Annotated in this window: 16 protein-coding genes; 5 read left to right on the forward strand and 11 right to left on the reverse strand. The window is 43.0% G+C overall.

The features are described 5' to 3' along the window. Positions 1-393 precede the first annotated feature (393 nt). Both ACQKMP_RS05240 and ACQKMP_RS05245 read left to right on the forward strand, forming a co-directional pair. A complete protein-coding gene (locus ACQKMP_RS05240; RefSeq protein WP_427468951.1) occupies positions 394-975 on the forward strand; it encodes a TetR/AcrR family transcriptional regulator in 582 nt (193 codons plus the stop codon). A gap of 24 nt (positions 976-999) precedes the next feature. Next, a complete protein-coding gene (locus ACQKMP_RS05245; RefSeq protein WP_427468952.1) occupies positions 1,000-2,202 on the forward strand; it encodes an MFS transporter in 1,203 nt (400 codons plus the stop codon). A gap of 144 nt (positions 2,203-2,346) precedes the next feature. On the opposite strand, the gene ACQKMP_RS05250 is transcribed toward ACQKMP_RS05245, so the two are convergent. From ACQKMP_RS05250 to ACQKMP_RS05260, 3 genes are read right to left on the reverse strand one after another with little or no spacing between them, the layout of a single operon-like run. After that, entirely contained in the window at positions 2,347-3,177 is an 831-nt protein-coding gene (locus tag ACQKMP_RS05250; RefSeq protein ID WP_379422373.1) for a sugar ABC transporter permease, read from the reverse strand. After that, the gene (locus ACQKMP_RS05255) at positions 3,178-4,500 is read right to left on the reverse strand and encodes a carbohydrate ABC transporter permease (protein ID WP_427468953.1); all 1,323 of its coding nucleotides are present in this window, start codon (positions 4,498-4,500) and stop codon (positions 3,178-3,180) included. It lies immediately after the preceding gene. 28 nt (positions 4,501-4,528) lie between these two features. Next, positions 4,529-5,752 (reverse strand): extracellular solute-binding protein, encoded by a 1,224-nt coding sequence (locus ACQKMP_RS05260; RefSeq protein WP_427468954.1) that lies wholly within the window; start codon positions 5,750-5,752, stop codon positions 4,529-4,531. A gap of 161 nt (positions 5,753-5,913) precedes the next feature. Here ACQKMP_RS05260 and ACQKMP_RS05265 point away from each other — a divergent pair, with 161 nt between their 5' ends. Both ACQKMP_RS05265 and ACQKMP_RS05270 read left to right on the forward strand, forming a co-directional pair. Next, the gene (locus ACQKMP_RS05265) at positions 5,914-6,801 is read left to right on the forward strand and encodes an AraC family transcriptional regulator (RefSeq protein WP_379422379.1); all 888 of its coding nucleotides are present in this window, start codon (positions 5,914-5,916) and stop codon (positions 6,799-6,801) included. 91 nt (positions 6,802-6,892) lie between these two features. Next, complete coding sequence (locus ACQKMP_RS05270) at positions 6,893-8,887, forward strand: glycoside hydrolase family 31 protein (protein ID WP_427468955.1); 1,995 nt, start codon at positions 6,893-6,895, stop codon at positions 8,885-8,887. Between the two features lie 155 nt (positions 8,888-9,042). Here ACQKMP_RS05270 and ACQKMP_RS05275 read toward each other — a convergent pair whose 3' ends face one another. Genes ACQKMP_RS05275 through ACQKMP_RS05285 form a run of 3 tightly spaced genes read right to left on the reverse strand, consistent with a single transcriptional unit; the run spans position 9,043 to position 12,084 of the window. Beyond that, positions 9,043-10,047, reverse strand: a complete 1,005-nt coding sequence (locus ACQKMP_RS05275; protein WP_427468956.1) for a FecCD family ABC transporter permease — start codon at positions 10,045-10,047, stop codon at positions 9,043-9,045. After that, entirely contained in the window at positions 10,034-11,050 is a 1,017-nt protein-coding gene (locus ACQKMP_RS05280; protein ID WP_379422385.1) for a FecCD family ABC transporter permease, read from the reverse strand. Before ACQKMP_RS05280 ends, ACQKMP_RS05275 begins: the two co-directional genes overlap by 14 nt. Positions 11,051-11,088: 38 nt before the next feature. After that, entirely contained in the window at positions 11,089-12,084 is a 996-nt protein-coding gene (locus ACQKMP_RS05285; RefSeq protein ID WP_427468957.1) for an ABC transporter substrate-binding protein, read from the reverse strand. 156 nt (positions 12,085-12,240) lie between these two features. Here ACQKMP_RS05285 and ACQKMP_RS05290 point away from each other — a divergent pair, with 156 nt between their 5' ends. Next, entirely contained in the window at positions 12,241-12,867 is a 627-nt protein-coding gene (locus ACQKMP_RS05290) for a TetR/AcrR family transcriptional regulator (RefSeq protein ID WP_427468958.1), read from the forward strand. A 79-nt stretch (positions 12,868-12,946) separates the two neighbouring features. Here ACQKMP_RS05290 and ACQKMP_RS05295 read toward each other — a convergent pair whose 3' ends face one another. The 5 genes from ACQKMP_RS05295 to ACQKMP_RS05315 all read right to left on the reverse strand — a co-directional run bounded on the left by ACQKMP_RS05295 (position 12,947) and on the right by ACQKMP_RS05315 (position 19,723). Continuing rightward, a complete protein-coding gene (locus tag ACQKMP_RS05295) occupies positions 12,947-14,857 on the reverse strand; it encodes a beta-N-acetylhexosaminidase (RefSeq protein ID WP_427468959.1) in 1,911 nt (636 codons plus the stop codon). Positions 14,858-14,919: 62 nt separating this feature from the next. Further along, positions 14,920-15,780 carry a carbohydrate ABC transporter permease gene (locus ACQKMP_RS05300; RefSeq protein ID WP_042193549.1) on the reverse strand — a complete coding sequence of 287 codons (861 nt, stop codon included), beginning with the start codon at positions 15,778-15,780 and terminating at the stop codon, positions 14,920-14,922. 56 nt (positions 15,781-15,836) lie between these two features. Further along, positions 15,837-16,709, reverse strand: coding sequence for a carbohydrate ABC transporter permease (locus tag ACQKMP_RS05305; protein WP_427468960.1), 873 nt, complete (start codon positions 16,707-16,709; stop codon positions 15,837-15,839). Positions 16,710-16,741: 32 nt separating this feature from the next. Continuing rightward, positions 16,742-18,073 (reverse strand): extracellular solute-binding protein, encoded by a 1,332-nt coding sequence (locus ACQKMP_RS05310; protein WP_076283303.1) that lies wholly within the window; start codon positions 18,071-18,073, stop codon positions 16,742-16,744. A 105-nt stretch (positions 18,074-18,178) separates the two neighbouring features. Continuing rightward, positions 18,179-19,723: a response regulator transcription factor gene (locus ACQKMP_RS05315; protein WP_427468961.1), complete on the reverse strand. Its 1,545-nt coding sequence runs from the start codon at positions 19,721-19,723 to the stop codon at positions 18,179-18,181. Positions 19,724-19,726: the final 3 nt, after the last annotated feature.

Raw genomic sequence — 19,726 nt, forward strand, 5'->3', positions numbered from 1 at the left:
CCTCCCCTTTAAAAGATAACTTATAAACGCTTACTTCTACCTCACCATGAATATTGAACAACATATTCCCTTAAATTTGTGCTACTTCCTGCATGGCGACAAAAGTACTCAGAATATTACACATTCAAATTTACTTCACAAATAAATCCGAGTTTATTTTCATCTTTCGACATCGCTTACGAGCTGATTCAAAATGAAAAAGAGCCGACACTATTGTAGAAAGTTCTACTTTAGGATCAGCTCCTTTAGTTCGGTCAATCGTCTTTTCAAACCGCTTGAGAATTAAGGATATGTTAAAAGGGAAGACTCACTTCAAACAATATTCATTTGCATAAAATAATTTAATTTGATAGTATAACTGACGAACGTTCGTTAATATCGAGGTGATTTTTTTTGAAAAGTAAAGAAATTAAAGACATTGCTTTGAAATGTTTCACAACTCATGGATATGAGGGGGCTTCTTTGTCTCAAATTGCTGAGCAAGTCGGGATGAAAAAACAATCTCTTTATGCCCATTTCAAAGGGAAGGATGATCTTTTTCTGCAAGTTCTACAAGATGCCAAAGAGACAGAAATCTCATCCAAACTACAATATTTGAGTAAGGTAGGGACTCATAATCCTAAAACAGATTTATTAGGATATCTGCAATTGGTCATTGATATGTTTCAAAAGAACGAGCAGTTAAAGTTTTGGCTGCGTATCTCTTTTTTTCCACCGTCCCATCTTGCTAAAGCGATTGATGAAGAAGTAATCGACACAGAAAAAAAGATTCAACCCGTACTTGAAAGTAAATTCCAAGCTTGGATCGATGCCAAAGTCATCATGGAAGATGCAGCCTCCATCCCAACGCTTGCCTTTTTAGGTGTAGTTGATTCGATCATGCTAGAGCTTGTGTATGGCAATAATGAAATCCGTTTAAATGAAAAATTAAATGCCTCATGGACCGTATTTTGGAGAGGTATTTCACAGCTTTGATTCTACAAAGAGAGGTATTACTTCATGAAGAAACCATTGAAAGAACAAAAAACAGTCTTACTCATTCTGCTAAGTAATATATTCATTGTATTTCTAGGTGTTGGGCTTATCGTCCCTGTTATGCCATCCTTTATGAACATTATGCATTTGTCAGGTAAAACAATGGGGTATCTTGTAGCAGCATTTGCATTCGCGCAATTACTCATGTCTCCTCTGGCTGGGCGATGGATTGACACTTACGGCAGAAAAAAAATGATCGTTATCGGCTTAGTGCTCTTCAGTGCATCAGAATTAATCTTTGGTTTAGGCACACATGTATCCGTTCTTTATATCGCCAGAATTCTTGGAGGGATTGCTGGTGCATTCATTATGCCTGCCGTCACTGCCTATGTTGCGGACATCACCTCAGTAGAGGAAAGACCTAAGGCAATGGGTTATGTTTCTGCCGCCATTAGTATTGGTTTTATTATTGGCCCAGGAATCGGAGGATTTATTACTGAACTAGGTATACGTGCTCCATTCTATTTTGCTGCTGGCTTCGCCTTAATCACTTGTATTTCGTCGATATTTATTCTGAAAGAGCCACTATCCAAAGAGCAGCTTTTGGAAATCAGTAAACTTAAAAAAGACACCAACTTTATCAGTGATCTGAAACGCTCGTTTCATCCAGCATATATTATTGCGTTTATTATAGTGTTTGTCCTCGCCTTTGGCTTATCGGCATATGAAACTGTGTTTAGCCTGTTTTCTGATCATAAATTTGGCTTCACTCCACGGGATATTGCAACCATCATTACAATAAGCTCAATCTTCGGGGTGGTTGTGCAGGTCTTTTTATTCGGTAAAATGGTAGATAAGCTCGGTGAAAAAAAGCTCATTCAACTCTGCTTAATTGCTGGCGTAGCCTTAGCTGTAGCCTCCACCATAATCAATAACTATTTAACTGTTCTGCTAGTAACCTGCTTCATCTTTCTCGCATTTGACCTACTCCGTCCAGCACTAACGACCTATTTATCAAAAACGGCTGAAAAAGAGCAAGGCTTTGTCGCTGGCATGAACTCAACCTATACTAGCCTTGGTAATATCATCGGACCTGCATTAGGCGGAGTATTATTTGATGTAAACATCAACTATCCATATCTCTTTGCGGCTGTCATTATGTTTATTGGTCTTGGAATTACGATGGTATGGAAAGAAAAACAAGCTACTAATGGGTTGGTAAACTAAGCGGTGGAACATTCACAAGAACATATAAATATGTGACAAAATATTTTTTTGAATATTTTAAATCAGCAAAAAGACACCCGATCAAACAAAACCGGGTGTCTTTCATTTTGAAAAATCTCTATCGAATAATCCTCGCAACGAGTTTTATCCTTTTACAGAACCACTTGTGATTCCTTCAACATAATATTGCTGCAATTTCATAAACAGGATTGAAATCGGAAGCGCAATCAAGACGCAACCCGCAGCAAAAGCCATATAATTGGAATTGGAGCTGGACCGGGTCATCATAGAATATAAACCAATCGCAACGGTATACTTCTCAATATTATCTCCCATAATCACTTTTGCAAAGATAAAGTCCATCCAAGGCCCGGTAAACGACATCAGAATAGTGTAGACGATAATCGGTTTAGACAACGGCAATGTAATGCGTGTAAAAATATTGAATTTCGTCGCCCCATCAATCATCGCCGATTCATCCACGGAATGAGGTATGGTATCAAAAAAACCTTTGGCGATATAAAAACTCAAAGCCGCGCCGGAAGAATATACGAAAGTTAGCGCCCATAGGCTTTGCGTTAGGTCCATCGATTTTAAAATATAATAGATTGCGATCATACTCATAAAACCGGGAAACATATTAAGGACCAAGGCTATTTTTAAAATCTTCTTCCGAAATTTAAATCTTAACCGGGATAAAGTATAGGCCATGGAAACTGTAATAATGGTGCTTAAAATACAAGTAGCGATGGAGACAAATAATGTATTCAAAAACCACTGTAAAAACGGATAATTATCGTTCGTAAACAGATATTTATAATTATTTAATGTATACGTTTTCGGGAAAATATACGATACAAAACGTCCGCCTTCTTCCCGAAAAGAGGTTAACACAATCCAAATGATCGGAAACAGCCATAATAGAGCGATTAAGCTTAATATGACTTGTCCTACAATGCCTTTTCCCTTTTGCATTTAGAATTCCCCCTCTGACTTGAAGGCTTTGGATCGCGTATACATAATCATCGAAAAGGTTGCACTTAAGACAAAAGTTAATATACCGATGACGGACGCTAGGTTATAATCCGCTTTCTCCACCGTAAGTTTGTAGAGCCATGTCACGAGCAAATCGGTGCTTCCCGCCCCATAATAATTGCTGTTCGCCGGTCCACCGTCCGTCAGTAGATAGATCACATTGAAGTTATTGATATTTCCAATAAACTGTTGAATTAAATTAGGCATCATTACGAAGATTAGAGTGGGCATCGTAATTTTCTTAAAAATTTGAAAGACAGAAGCACCATCGATTCGGGCCGCTTCGATTTGATCTTCCGGCAGATTCATAATCACCCCGGTAGCAATCAACATGTACACAGGGATTCCGATCCACATATTAATCAAAATAACAAAGACTTTAGCTAACAAAGGATCGATCAGGAATGGAATCGGCGAATGAATAAGTCCAATGTTTAGCAGCCATTCGTTAACCGGTCCGGAGGTGTGAAACAGATTTCTCATGATTAATAATGACACGAATTGCGGTACCGCTATGGTTAATACGAAGACGGAACGGTATAGCTTTTTCCAACGAATCGTCTTTTTCTGAATAAACATTGCCAATAATATTCCGAATATAAAACAAGTTAAGGTGGCCAAAACAGCCCAGACAATCGTCCATGTTAGAACAGGTAGAAAAGTCTCGGACATTCGACCGGTCAGGATATTTTCAAAGTTTTTAAACCCTACCCAGGTAAACAGATTTTTCGGTGGAAGATTCGTATGATCAAAGCTAGTAAAAGCGATAGAGATCATATATACCAAAGGCATGATTGTAAACAAGAGCACCCCGATACCCGGAATACTTAACAAGGTAATATGAAAACGGCTGTCCAATAAGCTTCTTAAATCCTCTTTGAGATTGGGAATGGGCTGTTGCTTTAACACCAGTTGAGCAAGAGATTTCATACTCCGGATATAGCTGATGAAAAAGCAGATAAACACGATTATCGTTATTAATGCGACAATCCCGTAAATCAGCAGCAGCATGGAGTTATCCCCTTGAACCAACCGTTCAATACCTAGCTCCTTATCGAATATCCAGCCTTGTTGCTCAGTACCCAAGTGATTTAAGCCCAGAAGATTCTGAACACCAGCTGTTCCCATAAAGAAAATGACCAGAATTTCAAGGAGAAAAAAGAGCAGGCCTTTCATAACCTGCCCATGGATGACGTGGTAAAGCCCCATTATCGCAAATGAAAGTTTATACATGATGTTTTTTTCTACATTAGGTTTTGGCATAGTTCTCTAAGCCCTCCACATGCGCATGTTATTTGGAAACATCCGTAACAAAATCATCAAGTTTTTGCTGCATCTCGTTTTCCTTGATCTTCCCCGCATATGCATCGTTGATCAGTGGGCTAGCTTGAGTCCAGAACGCTGCGACTTCCGGGATTTTCGGCATCACGACGGAATGGTCTTCTTGTGACATGATGGCCACAGCTTGACCCACAGCATCATTTTTAACATCTTCCGTTTCTTGCGCGTTACTGTTACTAGGAATAATCCCCGTTAATTTGAATCGCTTCAGTTGATTTTCTTCGCTAATTAAATAATTGGCTAAAGCCATTGCTTCCAGTGGAGCCTTCGTCGCAGCCTTTACAGCAAATAACTTCACACCTTGGAATGCATACATTTGTTTGGATCCACTTCCAAAATCAGCTGTCGGGTATGGAGCGACTCCCAGATTTTCTCCTAAACTGGCCAAGTCCTTTTTGTTCCAAGGACCTCCAATGGCGGCCGCAATTTTGCCATCCAGCATACTGCTCACCATGTCGTCCTTAACATGTACCACATTAGGGTTAGCCTTCAAATTACGAATCCACTTTAGAACTTCCAGACCATGCTCGTCGTTAAAGGTAGTGCCTTGTGGATCCTCCCCATTTTCCCCATAAAGATAGGAGCCGTTGGCTACAAAAAAGGGAGCAATTTGATAATCCGCAATAGATTCCGAGAGGTTCATCCCGATTTTTCCTTTTTGTGTCAAGCCTTCAAACGTTCGGATGTCCTCTTCCGTAAGGATGGACTTGTTATAATAAAGAACGCCGGTTTCTACCCCGTATGGGTAGGCATATAGATCTCCGTTGTAAATAGCGCCCTCTATGGAGGCAGGTGTCATGGCTGCCTTTATTTCGTCTGCATACTTGGTGTTTTTATAAATGGAGCCTGACTCCACCAACTGCCCCAAGTGGTCATGAGGAAGCATAAATATATCGGCAGCGGCTTCCGGATCGTTTTTGACATATTCTTGAGCTTTCATCGAATCCGAAACGACAACTTCAATTTCATATTTTTTATCACTGTTTTCTTTGGCGAAGGCTTCGGCCATCTCTCTCGTTTGGGAAACGGATTCTTCATCCACCCACACTTTTAACACGACAGGTACGCTCTCAGCATCCTTTGAAGCACCCGAATTTGAGGTGTCTCCACAACCAGCTAACAGCAAAATAAGACCGATAACTCCCACATAGAACAATCCGTTTTTCATTTTCATTATTTTCCCCCCTTGAAGAATGAGCCTCGATAAAAGATTATCTAAGCGTTTTCAAAAATAAAAAACTAATTTATAGTATTTAGTATAGTGTCTATAATTGATAACCTTTTTAATATATTGTCTTGAATCTATTCAAATATTGTCATCGGAGGTAGCAACGCATGAGGGGTCATCCGATAATCAGTGAGGAATTTAAGGAACAGGTTCAGCATGGAAACGAAGATTTCCAATTACAGCTTTATAGAGAAGTAGAATATTACGAAAATGGCTTGATTTTTTATAATCATTGGCATGAAGAAGCGGAGATCCTTTATGTGATCGATGGGGAATTGGAACTGGTGGTTGACGGGAGATCCATTTTTGCTAAGAAAAATACGGTAATTTTAATTCCACCGAATCTCTTGCATGTTGCCTATCAATATCAGGGGGAAAAATGCCGCTTTTCATCCATCGTGTTTCATTCGGATTTTATCTCCAGTAAAATCGAGGATAGGATTCAAATAACACAATTGAACCCATTTTTTGAAAATACGTTTATCTCCTCTTATGTCATAACTCACAGCGACCGAAATGGTGAGATCGTCAAGCAGTTGTTGAGTGAGTTCGAGCGATGCTATCTGGGGGATCAACCTTATAGGGAGCTTTTATTAAAAGGGTATCTGTGCCAGATTCTATTTCATCTTCTTCAAAAAGAGGAGATCCACAATGTAAAGTCCGCTACGGATTATCTGAACGAGGTACGAAAGAAGAAAATCATTACCTTTATCGAGGACAACTATCAGAATTCGCTTAGCTTAAACGATCTAGCTAACGTAGTTTCCTTAAGTAAAGAACAATTTTGCCGTTTTTTTAAACAATCCTTTCGCTCAACACCCATTCATTACTTAAATCGGCATCGTATAAATCGCGCCATGGATTTGTTAAAGCGAACCCATTTATCGATTATAGATATCGCTATGGAGGTGGGCTTTGACAGCGGCAACCATTTCGCCATCGCTTTTAAAAAGACAACGGACATGACGCCGAGCCAATTTCGAAAAATGACATGATATTAATGAAAATTGACATGAATGTAAACGTCCCCTTCCCAAATAAAAACTACAATGATCTTAATTCGATCGTTAGGAGGACTAGAACATCATGTCATTTTTTTCGATAGGCGAGAACTATTTGGAATATCGTAACGGAGGAGAAACCCTTCGGATCATGGGATGGGGAGTAAATAGCCTAAGGGTGATCTCCGTACCGAGCGGACCGCTGGACCTTACAAGCAGCGCATTGCTTCCCCAATCCACAAAGGCTACGATCACGGTGGGTGAGGAAATTGCTCAGATAGTGAATGGAAATATTTCTGCCGTTATTGATTCGAGAGGTTGGAATAGTGCGGCGGTTATCACTTTCTTCAATGACAAACAAGAAGTCATTTTAAAAGAAATCGACGGCGGTGGTGCTTTGATTCGTAAAGCTCGCCATTTCAAACCCCATATTGGTGGCGACTTTCGTTTAAAGGCAACCTTTGAAGCCAGCTCAGAGGAAAAGATCTATGGGATGGGGCAATATCAGCAAGATATTTTGGATCTAAAAGGCTGTAATATCGAACTTGCCCACCGAAATTCTCAGGCCTCCATCCCCTTTTACGTGTCCAGTCTCGGTTACGGTTTCTTTTGGCATAACCCTGCCATAGGCAGTGTTTCCTTTGGAAAGAACACAACCGAATGGCGGGCCGATAGTACGAAAAGATTGGACTACTGGATTACGGTCGGTGATACGCCAGCCATGATTGAAGAACAATATAGCGCAGTAACAGGTCGTTCCCCGATGATGCCGGAATACGGACTGGGCTTTTGGCAATGCAAATTACGGTATTATAACCAGGAGCAAGTGCTTGATGTTGCACGGGAATACCATCGTCTTCAAATTCCGGTCGATGTGTTTGTAATTGACTATTATCATTGGCCACGCTGCGGAGATTTCCGCTTTGATGAATATTTGTTTCCTGATCCCCAGTCCATGGTGGATGAGCTGCGTTCTTACGGAATGGAAGTTATGGTTTCTGTATGGCCCCAAGTGGATTGGCGTAGTGAAAACTTCGAAGAAATGTACAGAAAAGGATTGCTGGTTCAAACGGAACACGGCTTAAATGTACAAATGAGCTTTCAGGGGAACAATGTCTTTTTTGATGCCACAAACCCTAAAGCCCGGGAATATGTCTGGCAAAAGTGCCAGGAGAACTATGGGAAATACGGCATTAAGCTGTTTTGGCTAGATGAAGCGGAACCGGAATTCAGCACCTATGACTATGACAATTATCGTTATTATGCCGGCAGCGTCCTTCAACAAGGGAACTTATATCCTAGGGAATTTGCCAAAGGGTTCTATGAAGGTCAACAAGCTAACGGGCAAAGGGATGTCTTAAATCTGGTAAGGTGCGCTTGGGCAGGAAGCCAGAGATTCGGAGCGTTAATCTGGTCTGGAGATATTCATTCTACGTATCAGGATTTCCGGAATCAAATTGTAGCGGGTTTACAAATGGGGTTATCGGGGATTCCTTGGTGGACAACCGATATTGGTGGATTTCATGGCGGAAATATTCATGACAAAGATTTTCAAGAATTGCTTATTCGGTGGTTCCAATTCGGCGCCTTTTGTCCCGTGATGAGACTCCATGGTAATCGTCTTCCAAGGGAGCCATTGTACAAAGCTGGTGGAGAGGTAACGGAAGGCACTGGAGCCTCTAATGAAATATGGAGTTATGGGGAAGAGAATTATTCGATCATGAAGAAGTTTATTATGATTCGTGAATTGATGCGATATTACACGCGCGAGCTTATGGAACAAGCACATATAACAGGAGCGCCAGTGATGCGTACGATGTTCTACGAGTTTCCTGAAGATAATGAAACATGGGATTTGAATTCACAATATATGTATGGCTCGGATCTTTTAGTTGCTCCAATCGTTAAAGCTCATGCGACATCTCGCCAAGTCTACTTGCCACATGGAGCAGTCTGGACCGATGCGCGTACAGGAGAAACATTCAATGGTGGTCAATGGCTAGAAGTATTAGCTTCTATCGAAACGCTCCCTTTATTTTTACGTGATCAGAAACAATCGTATTTAATTGGGAAAGTTTAAAATTGACGAAATAAAAATACGTTTTAGTGGCTTAAAGTATAGGACTGAGCCCCAGCGTAGTGGTGCGTACTCGGCTCTAAAGTGGCATTTCCACTCCCTTAGAGCCGGCACCAAAAGCCTATGAAGCAAAAGCATGTCATTCACAGAATCTTATTTTATCCTCGTTTCCCCTGCCTGTACATTAAATATACAAAGAATGGAGCCCCTAGTATCGCTGTAAATATCCCCGCTGGTATATCCATTGGAACAAACACGGTTCTACCTATAAGATCAGCCAACAATAGCAATAAAGCGCCTATTATCGCCGAAGCAACCAAGACTACACCATTATTATTTGCTACAATTTTACGAGCGATATGAGGGGCCATTAACCCTACAAAACTAATTCCCCCTGCAATTCCTACAGCTGAACTGGCTAGAATGACGCTTAAGGCTATGAACAGGAATCTCTTCCTCTCCACACTCACTCCAACACCCGTAGCAATCTGATCACCAACTTCTAAGATGTTCAGCGTTCTAGATTGAAATAATGCGATAAGCCCGCATAAGATTACCCATGGTGCCAATACAATGACATGATTCCAAGAGGTACCATATACTGTTCCTGCCATCCAGCCTAAAGCCTGTGATATCAAATAAGTAGGTCCAGCAATGGTAAAATAAATCGTTAATGCCCCAAAAGCGGCGGAAATCGATACTCCGATCATTGCTATTCTCAGTGGTGAACTTCCATCCTTCCACGCAAGCATATACGTTAAGGCTGAAGCTGCACAGCCTCCTACCAATGCAGCCAATGGAAGCCATGCAACACTAATTTGTCCATTCATAATCGTTATGAAAGCAACTACCGCTGCTGTAGCCCCAGAAGTAGTCCCCATCAAATCAGGAGAAGCCAGTGGATTTCTTACCAACGCTTGCAAAATTGTACCGGAAATAGCCATAGCTGCACCTACTAATATAGCGGCAGTTATTCGTGGTAAACGCAATTCAAATAGAATAAGCTGATATTTTGCCTCTCCCATCCTTACCAACGCTTTTATAACATCTAATACAGGCACATGTAAACTTCCGAGCCCGATGCTTAGTATAAGCGCAACAAATAAGAGAAGAGCAAGAGCTGAAATTTTTAAGGAAATGAATCGTTTACTAGATCTGGCCAAGTGTCTTCCTCCTTACGAGCACCACTACAAAAAAGACACCTAATATGGCTGTAGTAACACCTACAGGCACTTCTTTGGAATCAAGCAAAAATCGGGATAACAAATCAGCCAGCAGCAAAAAAGTTGCACCTAAGACTGCACTGTAAGGTAATACCCACCGATGATCATTTCCAATGATCCAACGTGAAATATGTGGAATCATAATGCCAACGAAACTAATGGGACCTGCTAGAGCAACACTTCCTCCCGCCAATATGACCACCACCAATATCGTTACCACTCTAATCCATGCCATACGTTGTCCAAGCCCTGTTGCCACATCATCTCCCATCGCCATAATATTGAGAGAACGGCACATGAAGAGAGCAATCACCCATGCAATGAAAAAATACGGCAACATTTGTAGCGTGTGATTCATATTGCTATTGGACAAAGAGCCTGTTAACCAATACAGCGCATTTTCTAATGTTTCATTACTAATCAGCATAAATAAAGAATTCAAGGAAGAAGCAAAAGACGCCAAAGCTGATCCTGTTAATATCAGCTTTAATGGCGTCATGCCTCCCTTACCTATCATTGCAATTATGTAGATAAGACATGCTGTTATTCCCGCTCCTATAAACCCGAACCACATTAACTGAGAAAAGGAAAACACAGCACCGTACCAATATAGCATCGCCACAATTGACAACGCAGCACCTGCATTAACTCCTAATATAGAAGGAGAGGCTAACGGATTCCTTGTCATTGCTTGTAACAGGACCCCGCTGATTGCAAGGCTACAGCCTATCACAGCAGCAGTTAATGCACGAGGCACTCTCGATGTTCGGATAATAAGCTGCTCATCGCTGCCTGTAAATGATGAATACGACCCAATCACTGTAGCAAAATCAAAGCTTTTCAATCCAAACAAAACACTTGCAGCAGCTGCTAAGATAAGCAGAAACACTGCTGCAACGAATCCTAAAGCTTTTCTTTTGTCACTCGACAAAAGAGAGTTCATTGCTTGCCTCCCCCTCTTTTTATAAGAAATAGTCCATTTTAAATTTGAATATTTTCAAAGTATTTTTCAATGTCTGCAATTAATAGTTTAGCAGCAATTATTCCACCAGCTGAATTCCAGATCGCCTCATCTACTTGATAGCTCTGTCCATTTTTATTAATATTCATATTTTGTGCTATAGGATCAGCGAGCCATTCTTTTGCCGTATCAGAAGCAGCGGTTTCACCACTACGATCCGATGCAAAATAGAACAATACATCACCATCTAGAACACTAATTTGTTCCTTCGTAATTTCTTCAGCGAATTCTTCTTTATTTTGAGCTTCTGTTCTCGCAAATCCCAACTGGTCAAGAACAATACCAGCAAAATTTTGCTTGTAGTATACTCTAGCTTTACCTGCTTGGAAGCGAGCAAGTGATACTTCTAATTTCGTTTTGTCTCCAAGTCTAGCAGAAGCCTCAGCAATCAAATTGTCGTAATCAGCAAGAACCTTTTGACCTTCTGCTTCTAAATTCAATGCTTTAGCGTATAAAGTGAAATTCTCAATCATGCTATCCCCAAGATTTTCAGTCATTACTGTTGGTGCAATTGCCTTTAATTGCTCGTAAATCGCCTCTTGTCTGACCTTCGTGCCTAGAATCAAATCCGGCTGTAAGCTAGCGATCAGCTCGAGATTCGGTTGCGTTTCATCCCCTAAAATTTCTACGCCTTCCATTTGATCTTTAATATGATCATACCAAGGATCTCCAATCCAGGATTGAACAGCTCCTATTGGTTTGATTCCTAATTCTAATAATGTCTCAGTACCTTGTGTCGTTAATACAACAACTCTTTTAGGTGTGCCAGTAATCTCTGTCTCTCCCATGGCATGGGTAATCTTTCTTATTTCCGTAGCCGCAGTGGGTTCCAGCGTTGGCGCATTTGCAGTTTCATCTGAATTAGCTGCATTGCTTCCACAAGCTGTTAATATCGTTAAGATCATAATCATTAAGGCCGATGCAAGCATTTTTGGTGATACTTTAAACTTTTTCACAATCTCACTCCTAATTTTCAATTCTAATAATGAATATCATTATCAATACCATATCAAAAAAATTTATCACTTTCCCGATGCGCATACGGTTCTGCAAATGTTACAATTGTAACATTATTATAGTTTGCACCTCATAGCAATAGATGGCTTACGAAAATGGACAGAATGAAGGAAGTGTTACATATAGATAATTTCATCGAAGGACAAGTGAAATCAAAAGAATGGATTACCCTCTCATTGCTCTATCTTATGGAAACTAAAGCTTATTCTGAGATCAAAATTACGGAGATTGCCAAAAAGTCTGGTTTGGCCAGACAAACGATTTATCGCAATTATCAAGATAAAGATGATATTTTATATGAGTATTTATGTCATCAATATAATTTCTTTGATAACGAGCTTAGCGAAGAGGAGTTGACTGAAGAAGCTGTATTTATTTCGTTTTTTCAAAAGTGGAAAGAATACACAACATACCCGCTATTTCTAAATATTCAACTGTCCGATCGTAAAATTAGACAAATCATTTATCGAAGTCTAGAGTATTTAATTCAAAATAAATATGTGAAGTATTTCATGTCTCCGCAATCGTCAACGAATGAACTATATGTCTATGCCTTTCGTTCCTTTGCCTCTATTTTGCATAGCATATTAATTGAATGGACTCTTCAACGCTATAAGCAATCTCCTGAGGAGATTGGCTTGCTTACCTATCAACTGACCAATTCCATACGAGAATACTGCAATCAAATTCCTGTAACCTCTCCTTCCAGGAGAGAGGAATAGATCTTACCTCAGCGTAAAAAAATAGGACAGCCACGATCAGCTGTCCTCTATCTATCTTCTTATTCTATAATTCTTCAACCTAGAATGGATTGATCACATGGTAAAAGACGTTAGGCGACGCCATGCGGTAATAATAGCTGCACCAGCCTGCGCCTTTGTCGGTGAAGCGGTTCGTCGTGCTATACAGCAATCGTTCCTGCTCCAGCTCCTCAATCCGCTCGAGCTTTTCGTCCGCATATTCTAACAGCCTCATGCTCGCTGTATCCAGCCGGTTTACGACACCGCCGTAACGAATATCGAGCACCTCCCATCCGAACGGTTTGAACATCGATAGCCATTGCTTCCGGTGTGCAGCGCGAAGATTTTGCACTCCCAGCGAGATTTCGGGCAAAACGTCCTCAGCAATCCGCCTAAGCAATGCCTTGTCTCCACTGTCATATGCCCGCTTCAGCTCAAGACCGATTTCACTCTTCTGCTTCAGCACCGCACACAGCTTTTGCGGCACCTCGAACAAGTAATCTAGCTCTGCCTCGGCTTTTCTGCGGCTTGCAATTTCGCCTTCCGCCCATGCATAATGAGCCGCCATATCTAGCCCATCAATCTGTTTGTCGAACAGCCCCAGCAGTACATCCTGATACAACAGAAACTTAGACGGATTGCTCTGCTTCTGATTATTTGGTGCAGCTCCCGGTGTCTCGTCCAAATACTTCAGCCCCATGTAAGCATCCGCCTCGATGCCGGTGCAGAACCGAACGCGCTCGGCCAGCGCCTTGTCAGTCGGCGTCGACGAAGAATAAGCATGCTCCGCATAAAACTGCAAGCCGAGCAAAGCGATGTACGGATTGCTCTCCATTCCGTCATCACCCCACATCGTCGCATAAACTTCCCTGATGCCTTCCTTCTTACATACCGTCAGCGCTGCATCAGTCGCCGGCAAGGATAGCCCGTAATTGACGCCGAACGTATTGAATACCCACACAGCACCCGCAAAAATAAGATTATTACCGAGCGGCCGGTGTTTGGCGATCAATGTTTCGTAGTCCTTCTCCTCGACGTGGTTATAGTCCCAGTAAACCATATCTATGTCCTTAGGAATGCGGCTCGACATGTCCTCTGATATTTGCGTCTCATGGCCATAATAATCTTCACCGTTAGCTGAAGCCAGCTTCAGGAACATATCGCTCCACATCATCGGTTTCAACCCTAAGCGTCGAGTTACTGCGAGCACCCGCTCCAGATGGCCTGTCATAATATCAAAACGGTTCATATGTCCATTGCGATCCAAAAATTTACCGCGTCCAAGCTCTTCCGCTTCATCCATGCCGATGTGGATTTTCCGGCTGCGGAACGGCGCGCTAATGCTGACAATCATATTTTCGACCAGACGATCGGTCTTCTCCGCTCCAACTAGCAACGCGCCTTTTGTATCTTTATATTCCTTTACCGGCTCCCATTTCAAAAACTCCTCCAAATGAGCCAGTGTTTGAATGCTCGGGAACGCTTCAATGCCGAATTGATCGGCGTAATCGTCGATTTCCTTCAACTCCGCCGCCGTGTAGCGGCCGCGCATGTAGCCGAAATATGGCTCGTCTTCTATCTCGTAAGTGTCTTCCAAATAGAGCATGACGCTATTCAAGCCCATCAGCGCCATTTTACGCAGCATAAACTTGAAGCTTTCAACGGTTAGCACTCCATTGCGCGATAAATCAAACATCGGACCGATTGCATCGAATTGTTGTTGCTCTGTAATTTGAAATTGCTCTCCGCCACTAATCTTCTGAATCAACAGTCCCAAGCCGCGGAAGAACTGATGTTTAGCACTATAACGAATATAAGCGCTTTTACCATCATAACCAACTTCCAGTTCTCCTGAAGACGGTTCTATCAAAACAGGAATTCCATCCTCCGACCATTCTGACTTAAGTTCGGCAAGCAGCAACCGAAGTCCTGATTGAAGCTCGCTCAATTCTCCTATAAAATGTAACTTCACTATCAATCCCTCCACAAAAATGAAATATATATAAAATTACACCAAAAACTCGATCAAGGGTGTTAACCTTTGACCGAGCCTGCTACCATGCCTTTCATAATTTGCTCTTGGAAGATCAAAAAGATGAGAATGGTTGGTATTGCAGCAATAAACATCGCGCCCATCGTTAAGCTGTAGTCCGTTCCGAATCCGTCGGAGAAGAGCGACAAACTGAGGGGCAGCGTCTTCAGCGCTTGAGAATTAATAAAGACGAGCGCGAAGGAGAAATCATTCCAAAACCTCAAAAATGCAAGAATTGTAATCGTAGCGACGATCGGCAGGGACAATGGGAAAATGATGCGTCCGAAGATTCCCCACCAGCCGTTGCCGTCGATCATCGCCGCTTCCTCTACTTCTCTCGGAATGGATACGATGTAGGACATTCCAAGGAAGATCGCAATTGGTAATTCAAATGCCGTATACGGTAGGATGAGTGACCAGTACGTATTCAGCATCCCGAGCTTGTTCATGAAAATAAACAATGGAACGAGTGTGCTATGAATTGGAATGAGCATGCCTAGCAAGAACAATCCTTTTATAACGCCACTCAACTTGAATGGGAACCGGGCAAGCACATAAGCTGCAAGCATGCCGAGCACAATGGTCAGCAGCAGTGCTGAGAGGGTAACAATTGTGGAGTTGAGCACCGCCCGGCCCATATTTCCGAGATCCCATGCCCGGGTTATATTGTCGAACTGCCAATGCTGCGGCCAGGAATAGGGACGATTGAAAAATTCCTGATTCGACTTGAATGCACTTATTCCTAACCAGTATAGCGGATACAATGTAATTATGGCATAAAATAACAGGATGATTTTCGCAATTCCGGAAATCGGCTTACGCCACAGAGAGCCTCTCATCTTCTCCGACCGAGCGTCTATCATTGCTTGCATAGCGATTCACTCCTTCATCGGCCGGGCTAACATTAGCCGACCGCCCATTAGCCGCGTCTCTTCGTGATGATATGATTTAGGCCAATGAGAACGGCGCTAATCAGAATAATCATTGTGGATACCGCAGAGCCGTAGCCGTAACGGTATACCGTAAAGGTGTTATTGTACATATATGTGGCGAGCAATTCTGTCGATTGTGCAGGACCGCCGCGCGTCATGACGATAACATGGTCGAATGCCTTCAAACTTCCAGATATGCACAGTACGATGGTTACAACAACTGTTCCCCAAATTATCGGGAGCGTCACGAAAAACAGCTTTCTCCAGGCTACCGCCCCGTCGATCTTCGCAGCATCTTCAATTTCTGAAGAGATATTTTGGAGTGCAGCGATAAAAATGATAAGATACGGGCCGATATTCGCCCAGTTAATCGGGATCGATAAGGCAAACATATTGATTTTAGGGTCGTCTAGCCAAGGCCGGCGCCAAGATTCCAGTCCCAGCGTCTCCAATAATTGATTCAGCAAACCGATTTGCGGGTGATAAATATAGCCCCAGATGAGACCGACGACGACTGTAGACAGCACCATCGGGAGAAATACAGCGGAGCGCATCAACCGATTGAACATCGTGTTCTTGAGCAAGAACAATGACAGCAGCAATGCAACCGATACTTGACCTATTACTGCCGAGACAACAAGGATCAGGTTGTTTTTCAGTGCTCTCCAGAATACTGGATCCTCTAGTATCATTCGATAATTATCCAACCCGATAAGCTTAGCAGCACCGAGTCCCTTCCACTCAAAGAAACCGTAGTAAGCTGACCAAAAAATCGGGACGATCGCAAAGATGATAAAGATGAGTAGTGCAGGAAGCAGCGCCATGATGACGAAGCTTCTGCTGCGCAATGATGCAGGCATGGCGACAGCCTCCTTTACGTACTTTTGTCTGATTACTTTTTAGTCGAACGCGCTTGCGCATCCTGCAGTTTTTTAGCTACATCCTCCGGCTTACCGCCCATCATAAGCTCTTGAAGACCGTTGTTGATCACTTCGCCTGCTTCAGCAGATAAATAGGCGTCATATACCGGCGTAATTTCAGAATTCACAGCCAATTCATAAGCTTTGAAGTAAAGCGGGCTTACTTTCGACTTATCCAGTTCTACTTTGTACATAACCATTGAGTTGCTTTCTGCGATCGCCTTTTGGCCATCTGGTCCGCTTACTGCGTAGATCAGATCAAGCGCTGCCTGCTTCTGTGCGCCTTTTGTATTTTTGTTAAGCGCGAAGCCTGCGCCTGCGCCACCGGAAATCGTATTCGGTTTGCCTGCTCCACCTTCTATGCCAGGCATTGTTGTGACTTCGATAGGTGCCAACTGCTCAGGAGTTGCAGATGCTGCAAGATTCGTAAGCGACCATGCGCCGTTAATCATCATAGCTGCCTTGCCTTGAATGAAGTATTGCTCTGCTTGCGTGTTGTCGATGCTGTTTGCGCCATCTTGAAACGCTTTATTGTCAACGAGCTCTTTGTACTTGCCCAAAGCGTCAATGAACACAGGATCTGTAAAAGATGCTCCATCTTGAGCTGCAGCTTTCAAGAACCATTCCGTGCCCGTCACGCGGTCAGCCAACGAACCGATAATCGTCGATTGTGCAACCCATGGCGCTTTATTGCCGAGGGCAATCGGCGTAATGCCGTTGTCGTTGAACGTTTTAATTGCAGTCATCATCTCTTCCCAAGTAGTCGGCACTTTTACACTATGCTTCTCGAAAAGATCTTTGTTATAATACATGAACGAAGTTGCTGACATACCGAGCGGCGCTGTGAAAATTTGTCCTTTTTCAAACTCATAGCGGTCGAATGCACCTGCCAAGAAACTGTTCTTCCATTCTGGGTATTTATCCATCAACTCTGTAATCGGTTGAAGCTTACCGGCATCATAGAACTCTTGGGATTGGCTGCCCGCATATACGAAAAATACGTCTGGCATTTCATTTGCCGCAGCCACCGTGCTTAGGCGTTGACGATAACCGTCAACCGGGATCGCTTGCGCGTCTACCTCAACGTCTGGATGCTCCTCTTTATACTTGTCGATCAGGTCTCTAACCGCTTTGGCACGAAGGTCGTCACCCGCGAAGTTATGCCATATTGAAATTTTCGTTTTTTCTTCAGAGCTTTTGTTGTCTCCATTGCTCTGCTCTTTTTTTCCGCTATTGTTGCAAGCGGTTGCCAAAAGGGCAATCATCAAGATAATTGTCGTTACAAACGCAAGTCTCTTCTTCATTCAAATATTCCCCCTTTAGTGATAACCCTAGTATAGATAAGACAGACGAGAAGTCGTAGGGGGGAAAGTTAAGCCCATACGGGGGATATTTTCACCTTCGTCTATTCATTTTGAACGATATTGCGAAGGGGTTTCGCCACTGTAACGCTTAAACAGCTGGTTAAAATGCTTCATATCCTCGTAACCTACCCGCTTAGCGATCTCACTTACCTTCGCTGGCGTTTCCTTCAACAAACGGCTAGCCCATTCCATTCTCGCCTCAGTTACATACTCAATATAGTTCTTACCTGTTTCCTGTTTAAACAGCTTGCTAAAATAGTTCGGATTCATATGTACGCATGCCGCTACCTGCGCCAAAGATAAGCTGTCTGCAAGATGCTCGCGGATATAGGCTACAGTTCGGTCAATGGCTTCATTCCGGCTGCCATTTAATCGTTCATACTGCGCATGGATTGCAAGCAGCATCTGCTGCAAAGTTTCTTCTGGATTCGCAGTAAGCAGCTTTATGTCCAGCTGTTCAATCTGTGGAAGCTTTGGCATCGATTGACCAACGGATGCTGCTGCACGCTCTAGCCAGCGGTACCCCCCAACAATCAAGGAATGCAAATACGCTTGAACGGAACAAGGCGTCGCTTCCGCATCCTGTCTAATGCTCTCCAGTTCACCTTTAATCCACTGCTGTACGACTTCTCGGCTCCCGCTTCTCAGAACGGCGGTTAGCTTACTCTCCACTTCTTCCGTACAAACGGTCCGCATTCCTTTCCGGTCTTTAATATCCTCATAGGCCAGCATTCTTGCTTCCTCTGCCAACCAGCGGTACGAGGCGGTATGTTCGGCGGTGCGAAGTGACTCCCTAAGTTCTGCCAAATTGCTGGCCCATACACCGCATGCTGCAAAAAAAGGCTGGCTATAAACGCGCTCCGCCCGCTCCATCGACGCCTTAACCAATCGCTTCGCGCCCGGCTGCCCCCTGCGGAAAATAAGCAGCCATCCATAGTCCCAATCCAGAATGACACAGCCAAGTGAATCCCTAATCATCGCAGCCGCCTCATTCATTTCACTTTCCGTCTCCTCCTTCATTGTCAGTGGATAAGCAGATGTCACTAGCCATAGCTCTAGCTTCTCCATATCCGATCCGAGCCTCAGCTCAGGATAATAGATCAACAGTTCCTCACTTTCACGCTCCGTCAGGAGATTGTCCCCGCGAAGAAACCGATCCAGTTGCTTCCAACGGTATGCCGTTTGATGAATGGCGCCTTGATGATCAGCCTCCCGTCTATTGACGATACGCTGCTTCACGCGCATAACCGCAGTCATAATATCGCCAGGACGGCTATTTTTAAGCAAATAATCACTTATTCCTTCCCGCATCGCTTGCTGTGCATATGCAAAATCATCGAATCCAGACAATATAACAATTTCAATGTAAGGAAAATTCCGCTTAACATCGCGAGACAATTCCAATCCCGTCATTCCCGTCATCCGAATATCGGTTAGAATGATGTCAGGACACTCTATCGGAATGCGCATCAGCGCTTCCTCCGCGGAAGCAGCCGGCGCGAGCAGCTCAATGCCATTCTCTTCCCATTTAATAACCGTGCTAAGGCCGGTCCTAATAATGACTTCGTCATCTACAATTAACAGCTTCATGTA

The organism is Paenibacillus sp. NPDC101420, from assembly GCF_050277435.1.
GTDB lineage: Bacteria > Bacillota > Bacilli > Paenibacillales > Paenibacillaceae > Paenibacillus_AQ.